Origin of the sequence: Vibrio sp. 10N.222.46.A1 (assembly GCF_041473595.1) — a bacterium.
Lineage (GTDB): Bacteria > Pseudomonadota > Gammaproteobacteria > Enterobacterales > Vibrionaceae > Vibrio > Vibrio tasmaniensis_A.
On record NZ_JBFRSN010000363.1, the window covers coordinates 1 to 7,767 of the forward strand.

The 7,767-nt window shown below is 43.1% G+C and carries 6 protein-coding genes and 1 pseudogene; 3 read left to right on the top strand and 4 right to left on the bottom strand.

The features are described from left to right. Both AB4496_RS11540 and AB4496_RS11545 read left to right on the top strand, forming a co-directional pair. A partial coding sequence (locus tag AB4496_RS11540; RefSeq protein WP_372131008.1) for an ABC transporter permease occupies positions 1 to 733 on the top strand: 733 nt, incomplete at its 5' end. 532 nt (positions 734 to 1,265) lie between these two features. Next, positions 1,266 to 2,720, top strand: coding sequence for an FAD-dependent oxidoreductase (locus AB4496_RS11545; RefSeq protein ID WP_017100549.1), 1,455 nt, complete (start codon positions 1,266 to 1,268; stop codon positions 2,718 to 2,720). 146 nt (positions 2,721 to 2,866) lie between these two features. Here AB4496_RS11545 and AB4496_RS11550 read toward each other — a convergent pair whose 3' ends face one another. From AB4496_RS11550 to AB4496_RS11560, 3 genes are all read right to left on the bottom strand, one after another. After that, positions 2,867 to 3,817 (bottom strand): biotin-dependent carboxyltransferase family protein, encoded by a 951-nt coding sequence (locus AB4496_RS11550; RefSeq protein WP_102257724.1) that lies wholly within the window; start codon positions 3,815 to 3,817, stop codon positions 2,867 to 2,869. Next, positions 3,810 to 4,577 (bottom strand): allophanate hydrolase subunit 1, encoded by a 768-nt coding sequence (locus AB4496_RS11555; RefSeq protein WP_102257725.1) that lies wholly within the window; start codon positions 4,575 to 4,577, stop codon positions 3,810 to 3,812. The genes AB4496_RS11550 and AB4496_RS11555 overlap by 8 nt, the downstream gene beginning before the upstream one ends. 240 nt (positions 4,578 to 4,817) lie before the next feature. Further along, positions 4,818 to 5,561: a 5-oxoprolinase subunit PxpA gene (locus AB4496_RS11560; RefSeq protein WP_029223943.1), complete on the bottom strand. Its 744-nt coding sequence runs from the start codon at positions 5,559 to 5,561 to the stop codon at positions 4,818 to 4,820. Positions 5,562 to 6,021: 460 nt separating this feature from the next. Between AB4496_RS11560 and galE the strand changes: the two genes are divergently transcribed. Further along, on the top strand, positions 6,022 to 7,035 hold the full coding sequence (gene galE, locus AB4496_RS11565; protein WP_102257726.1) for a UDP-glucose 4-epimerase GalE: 1,014 nt from the start codon (positions 6,022 to 6,024) through the stop codon (positions 7,033 to 7,035). A 424-nt stretch (positions 7,036 to 7,459) separates the two neighbouring features. Here galE and AB4496_RS11570 read toward each other — a convergent pair. After that, positions 7,460 to 7,767 (bottom strand): annotated as a pseudogene (locus AB4496_RS11570) (TonB-dependent hemoglobin/transferrin/lactoferrin family receptor); the annotation flags it as partial.

The following is a 7,767-nucleotide window of genomic DNA, read 5'->3' on the forward strand; positions in this document are numbered from 1 at the left end:
CAATGAAGTATTAGAAGGCAGCTGGACACAAGAGCAGGGCGTATCTGTGGAATCCGATGTCGCAGAGCAACTTGGTTTGAAAATTGGCGATGATCTTTCATTCACAATCAACAGCCAGAACGTCTCTGCCAAGGTGAACAGCATCCGAAAAGTAGAATGGCGTGAAATGAAGCCAAACTTCTATTTCATTTTTACTCCCGATGTTTTGAGCGCTATTCCTTCTACTTGGTTGGTGAGCTTCAGATTAGAAGAGCAACACAACCAAATGCTCAACGAATTATCTCGAAATCACCCGACCGTGAGTTTGATGGACATTCGTAAAATGGGTAGCAAGATCCAAGAGTTGCTCAAACAGATTGTTTGGTCGATAACCGTACTTGCCGCGTTAGGTGTAGTGGCGGGGCTATTGCTTATCTTCACTCTGTTGCGACTGAGCTTATCTCAAAGACAACAAGAGATACGCTTGTACCGAACCTTAGGCGCGAGTAAGAAGCGTATTCTCAACACTATTTGGTGTGAATACGGGGTGATGGCGTTAGTAGCTGGCTCAATTGCTGCGCTAGGTTCTGAACTCAGTGTTGCAGGGGTAATGAACTTTGGCTTTGAGTTAGAACCTTCACTCCACCCAATACTGTGGATAGCGCTACCCGTGCTGACGTTTATCACATTGGCCGCGGTAGTGAATAGCTTAATCAAACGTTTGTTGGCACCAGTAAACAAGGATTTTGGTTAGTCGCTAGCAAGATCTAACCAAATGCTTAAAACGGTCTAAAAGTGAAATTACTTATACTTAGTCGTTCACTATTTATAAGACGTCTCTTTAGACCGCTTTTTATTTGACCAATGCGTAGCACAAGTTACGAACATCGCACCTTAATTTCCCAATTTTTTAGTATTTTTTAAAACTAATTGCGCAATAATGCCGATTTAATGAACAGCGGTTAGTCCCTGTAAACAAAGGGTTTGCGCAACTTAGCAAGAACGTTATCAACAGTTATCCACAAAAACGGTGGATAACTTTAGGGATAAGTTAACATCTATGTTTTAAGAGTACTGAGGCAGCCTTTATGTGGCGTCACTTAGGACAAATGTGACGGTTATAATAACCTTTAAAACTCAATCTGGAGTTATTGAGTCAAGAGATTATTTAGGTTTTTTACATAGATATTAAATACTGCCTATCTAAGACCTTGATAAAAATGTGTTTTAATTCGTAGCAGAACAAAAGTAGAATAGCGGCAGTTAATCATATTCTACAGAACACGATGAACCACAACAAAACGGATACAAATCAGCCTTCTATTGCCATTGTTGGTGGTGGTATTGCCGGAACGACGAGCGCAATTCATTTTAGTGAGTTGGGTTATAAGGTCACTATTTTGGAAAAAGGACCGAGTTTGGTTAATGGTCCACCAATTTGCCATCTGCATGCTGGTGGCAATTTGTATCGAGATATTTCTGTAGAGCAGTGTCTTCAGTTGCTCACTCAGTCAATTGATACCGTCCGCTTGTTTCCCCATACTATCAATATTCGTCCGACAATTATCGCTGTTCCACACAGTGATGGTGGAGAGCCGTTGGATCTTCTTCCGCGCCTAAAGATAATCAAGAACGCTTATGCTGAGCTTGTTAATCAAGATAAAAGCAACCAAGTGCTTGGTAAACCGGAAGAGTATTACAAGCTGTATAGTAAAGAAGAGTTACTAGCACTTGCTGCTCAAACACAGCCTCTGAAACCAACATCGCTTGATGAATGGTGTATTCCTTTCGCTAAACATACGGATCTAGAAACCCTTAAGTATCCTGTTGCTATGGTTCAAGAGTATGGCTGGAGCGTATTCCGCTTATCTGCAACCGCTCAACTCTCTTTGGGGCAACAATCTAATTGTACCGTGTTAACCAACAGCCGATTACAATCTGTTGAATCGTTAGAGCAAGGTTGGTCTTTGACTTATACAGACGCTGAGAACCAAAGCTGTCACCTAACGACCGACTACTTGATTAATGCAAGTGGCTTTGAAACGGGCATCGTGGATGACTTTGTCGGTTCTAAGCAACAAAGGCTTGTTGAGTTCAAAGCCGCATACGTTACGCAGTGGCCGTATTCGCAAGAATGTAAGGAAGAGTGGCCAGAGGTTATCTTCCATGGCCCGAGAGGCACACCGCAAGGCATGGCTCAGTTAACACCGTACGCTGATGGTGTATTCCAACTTCACGGTATGACAGAAGGGATTACTCTATTTGAGGGTGGGCTTGTTTCATCATCAACAGATTCATCACAGCCTCAGTTGCCTTCTAAGCTTCTTAAGAAAATCGTATCAGGTTGGAGTGAAGAGCAGCTCGAATTAAGAACTCGCGCTGCGATAACGCATATGTCTCAGTTCATCCCAAGTTTTAGCTCTGCACTGGTAGGTGGTAAGCCTTTGTTCGGTGCACAGCAGATTCCGGGAACCGATCCGAGCTTAAGAGCTTCAGACGTGTCATTCTGTGGTGATCGCTATGCTCGACTTGAAGTAGTCAAAGCATCTTCAACCTTAGAGGCAGCGCAAAAGGTCGCTGAGCATTGGTTTGATGTCGCAGAGTCAGTATCGATTGAAAATACACACTCAGTGACAATGTCACTTAATCTAAAGAATATTGAGAATAAAGCGATAGATTTGACACAAGAACGCGGATACCCAGAAGCCCTTGCAAAGGTATCAGGCCAAGATCACGCTTAATACTCAGTCATAATCTACTACGCTAAACATCTTCAATTCGGCTTACTTTGACAGGTAAGCCGAACCTTCATTCAAACGCCAGCTAATATACCGAAAACCAACCGAACTATATCTCTAGGCAATTACTTTTAGCTACAGAGCAAAAACTAATAGCCGAAAAACTGAGCCCATTGGCACCAAACATCTTGTAATCCTAAGCGATCGCCTTTACTAAACGAGACTTTATGTCCAGGTTTGGCTTGTGCTAAGCGCGGCAAATCGATTCTGGCAACACATCCAATCTTCGGATAGCCACCAATAGTCTGTCTGTCATTAAGCAACACAATAGGTTGCCCATCTTGGGGGATTTGAATCGCACCTAAGGCAATACCTTCAGACAATAGCGAAATATCAGGTGAATCAACCGATTGACCACTGAGTCGATAGCCCATGCGATTTGAATTTTGGTCAACGTGATACTGTGCGTTATACAAAGTCTCTTTTGCTGAACCAGTGAACAACTCGCTTTGATAGCCTTCAATCACTCGCAGGTTCACGGGTAGGTTGTAATTAGGCGTGTATCGGAAGGTGACACTCAACGCTTTAAACGAGCGAGAGAGTTGGTGTTGGGTAAAAGCAATGTGTTGCCCTTGCTGGCATGGCTCTCCATCTTGCGTTAATCCACCAATTTTTTCACGAGTCACTGTTGAACAGCTATCAAGAGTTGATGGAACATCGAAGCCCCCCTTAACGGCTAAATACGCCCTTAGACCATTTTTAGGTAAACCAAATGAGAGAACTTGCCCTGCAAAAGCTTGAAAAGTACGCCAGTTAGACTGTGGTTTGCCATCGAGCTTCGCTTGTAAATCGCCACCACACAACGCCATTTCGCAATCAAAATCGATACGTAACGCACATTGCCCAAGCGTGATTTCCAACGCTGCTCGGTTGACTGGGTTTCCGAGCAGGTGATTGGCCCAGCTATACGAGTAATCATCAACAGGGCCGCCTTGTGTCAACCCGAGATGAGCAACACCAAATCGTCCGAAGTCTTGAATCAAACTCATTGGCCCCGGCTTAAGTACTGTCAGTGTTGGTTTAGCGTTTGTCTTAGCCATTAGCGACACCTCCACTAATATCCATAAACTTAAGCTCAACAAATTCTTGTTTTGAAATCGCGATGAAACGGACCGTATCACCGACATTAAGCAGAGACAGCGGCGTTTGCGTGGTATCAGCGTTCTTTAATTGGCTGTGATCAAACAGTGCGAGTGGGCAATTGCCAATAATATTCCAACCGCCCGGTGAGTCCGAAGGATACACCGCCGTTTTCGTATCCGCGATGGCGATACTGCCTTTCGGCACACTTAAGCGTGGGGTTGAATGACGAGGCAAAGCAAGCTCGTTGACTACATCAGACATAAACGCAAAGCCAGGCGTAAACCCAATGGCACTGACGCTGTAAGTCTGTGAGGTGTGATGTTGAATGATCTCATCTAGCGACATGCCTTTGGCTTGATATCGGTCTAAGTCGAGTGCTGTTTCTGGTGAGTAATAAGCGGGAAGCTCGATAGTGTTACGCGTTTTACTAACACTAGAGAAGGACGAAATAGCATGACTCAACAAAGAGTTGAGTTGTTCCATGAGCTGATGTTCTGAAATTCTATAAGGTAAGTAATCGACCAATATTGTTTGGTAAGCCGGTGTCACATTCATCAATACAGATGCTAAGTGTTGACGAATAGCATCGGAAAAATGAGCCATGTACTGCGCATATTCGGCGCTAGATTGATTATTTGAAGGCGATAGCGTCAAGGTCACCAAAACGCTGCATTCCGCGACTGGCGCTATATTGAATTCAATTTGATTCGTCGTCATTTCGTTTCCATACTTTTACTTGCCTTTGATTTACTTAGTGTCTTTCATTTGCTTATTTGCTTATTTGCTTATTTGCTTATTTGCTTATTTGCTTATTTGCTTATTTGCTTATTTGCTTATTTGGCGTTTCTAACTTCCGTGTCCAAACCAATACAAAGCAATTAGACCTTACGAGCAATTGGTTAGGTGCTCGTAAGGCGAGCGATAAGGCCATGCGTCATACCAATCACACGCTTCATATTAGTTAAAAGCGTTGAGGTCTTGTCTGATTTTTCTAATTAATGCGATGGATTGGGGGTTATCACCATGAACACAAATGGTATCGGCTTCAATAGGCAGTCTTTCACCTTCAATGGTCGTGACTGAACCGTAGTTAATGATTTGCATGACTTGGTTGTAGATGTCGTCTTGGTTGACGTAAACCGAGCCTTTTTGAGTTCGCGGCGATAACTGCCCATTATTCAAGTATGCACGGTCGGCAAACGCTTCAAACAAGAGGGGTAAGTCATGATCGTCAGCAATATCTAGATACTGTTGATTGTCTGATGAAGAGAGAATCATCAAGGGGATGTTAAATTCAGCGACGGCTTGGGCAACGGCATTAAACACATCAATGTTCGCCATCATATCGTTGTAAAGGGCGCCATGAGGTTTCACATAGCCAACAGAGGTGTGGTGATAGCGGCACAGCGCTTGTAGTGCACCGACTTGATAACAAACTAGCTCACTGATCTCGTCCATGGTATGAGGAATAGAACGGCGACCAAACCCAACTAAATCTTGATAACCAGGGTGGGCACCAATTTGGGTGTGATAGTACTGCGCCAGTTTTATGGTCTTAGACATAACGTGCGGATCAGACGCGTGAAAGCCACAAGCGATGTTTGCCATATCGACCCATTCCATGACCGACTCGTCATCGCCCATCTTCCAATTGCCGAAACTTTCTCCCATGTCGCAATTAAGCAAAATCTTCGTTGTCACGTGGTGCTAACCCTTTACGTTGAGGTGAGTAATGACGGTCTTATAAATACCATAAATAAACAGTGACCTAACTCAAATTTTCGACACCAAGAACTGCATTTACTATGAGGTCACGGCATGTATCAAACCCGCTAAAGAATGGATTGTGAAAAATGCTTCCTTTCATCAATGACGTATAGAAACTATGGTTAAAGATAATTGAAAAACAAGTGTTCGACAAACAGCGCTTCATCTATTTTGTTTCCGGTTTAGGGAGCAAACGTAAGGTGATGAATCATATGGCGACATTGATGTAATTCTGAAGGTTGGCGCTGAGGTGTACGTCTAAGTGAAATTCAAGGTAAAGGTCAGTTTTCGTTCTCTCGTGCGGTGTATCTGCCATAGGCGTTTGTGACTCAACCCTAAGCTGTTGTATCATAAGAGGTAGGTTGAGTGTTTTTAATTAAAAGGTCCGCTAAACATGAATGTTTTAGTTACAGGTGGCATGGGCTACATTGGTAGCCACACAAGTATCCAGATGATTAACGCAGGTATGACACCTGTACTTTTCGATAACTTGTATAACAGTAAACCAAGCGTTTTAGAACGTATCGAAAAAGTATCTGGCGTTCGTCCTGATTTCATTGAAGGTGATATTCGTGATAAAGCGCTTTTAACTGAAACCATGAAGCAACACAATATTGAAGCTGTTATTCATTTTGCGGGCCTGAAAGCGGTTGGCGAATCTGTTACCAAACCTCTCGAATACTACGATAACAATGTAAATGGCACGTTAGTCCTTGTCGATGCAATGCGTGACGCTGACGTAAAAATATTAGTATTCAGCTCTTCAGCAACGGTTTATGGCGATCCTGCTAGTGTTCCTATCACAGAAGATTTTCCCACAAGCGCAACCAATCCTTACGGTCGTAGCAAGCTCATGGTTGAAGAGTGCTTAACTGACTTCCAAAAGGCTAACCCCGATTGGAGCATTACGTTATTACGTTACTTTAACCCCGTAGGTTCACACCCAAGTGGTGAACTCGGTGAAGACCCAAGTGGTATTCCAAACAACCTAATGCCATTTGTATCTCAAGTTGCAGTTGGCCGACGTGAATTCCTATCTGTATTTGGTAGTGATTACCCAACAAAGGATGGCACTGGTGTTCGTGATTACATCCACGTTATGGATCTGTCTGATGGACACATTGCAGCACTTGAGAAAGTAGGGCGTAAAGACGGTCTTCACATCTATAATCTGGGTACTGGCAACGGTTCAAGTGTATTAGATATGGTTAAAGCCTTCGAGAAAGCGAGCGGTCAAGCGATACCTTATAAACTCGTTGAGCGCCGTCTAGGAGATATCGCAGAGTGTTGGGCCGACCCAGCGAAAGCTCAGAAAGAACTGGGGTGGAATGCGACACGCACATTGGCTGAAATGACTGAAGATACATGGCGCTGGCAATCAACAAATCCTGATGGTTTCCCTGGTTGATTGAGTGATTTCATGAATAGTTAACGTACAAAAAGATGCTCTAGGGCATCTTTTTTGATCTAAATCGAATAAAAAGTGATTTGGTGGTTAAAAAGTATCATTCTGTATCGGTTGTTGTTATCATGCTCGCGAATTATATGTTTAATGTTAATTTTCTTTGGAGTTAATCATGGAACTAGGCCTAATCATCACTTTCATCATTGCTGCAGCAGTAATGGTAAAGAAAGAAATGGCAGAGAAATAATTTCACTTTACCCCTTTTTGATACAACTTTTAGTGAAATAACAAAAGCCAGCTTATCGTAAGCTGGCTTTTTAGTTTCTACAGTATTTTTTTGTATGGCTTTATTCTGGAACGACCTAGATCTTTAATGACCTAGGCCTTTAATAAACTTAGCTCTACAACGAACTAGATTTCTAACCAGTTAGAACTCGTAGTTTGCAGATATACCCCAGTTACGACCCGGTTGAGACTTAATATCGGTGTTGAACTTAGAATCGTGCCCACGGCCTGACATGTCATTGTACAGCCAATATTTTTTGTCTAATGCGTTGAATAGACCCGCTCGCAAGGTTAAATCCGTGACAGGGCGGTAATAAGCAGTCAAATCAACAACTGTGTATCCAGCCACGTTTACGTTGTCATCAGAGTTCCACTCATCTTTCGCAGCAACCATCTTAACATTTAAAGCTGAACCGAAAGTCTCGCGTTCGATACCAAGACCTAGCGTAC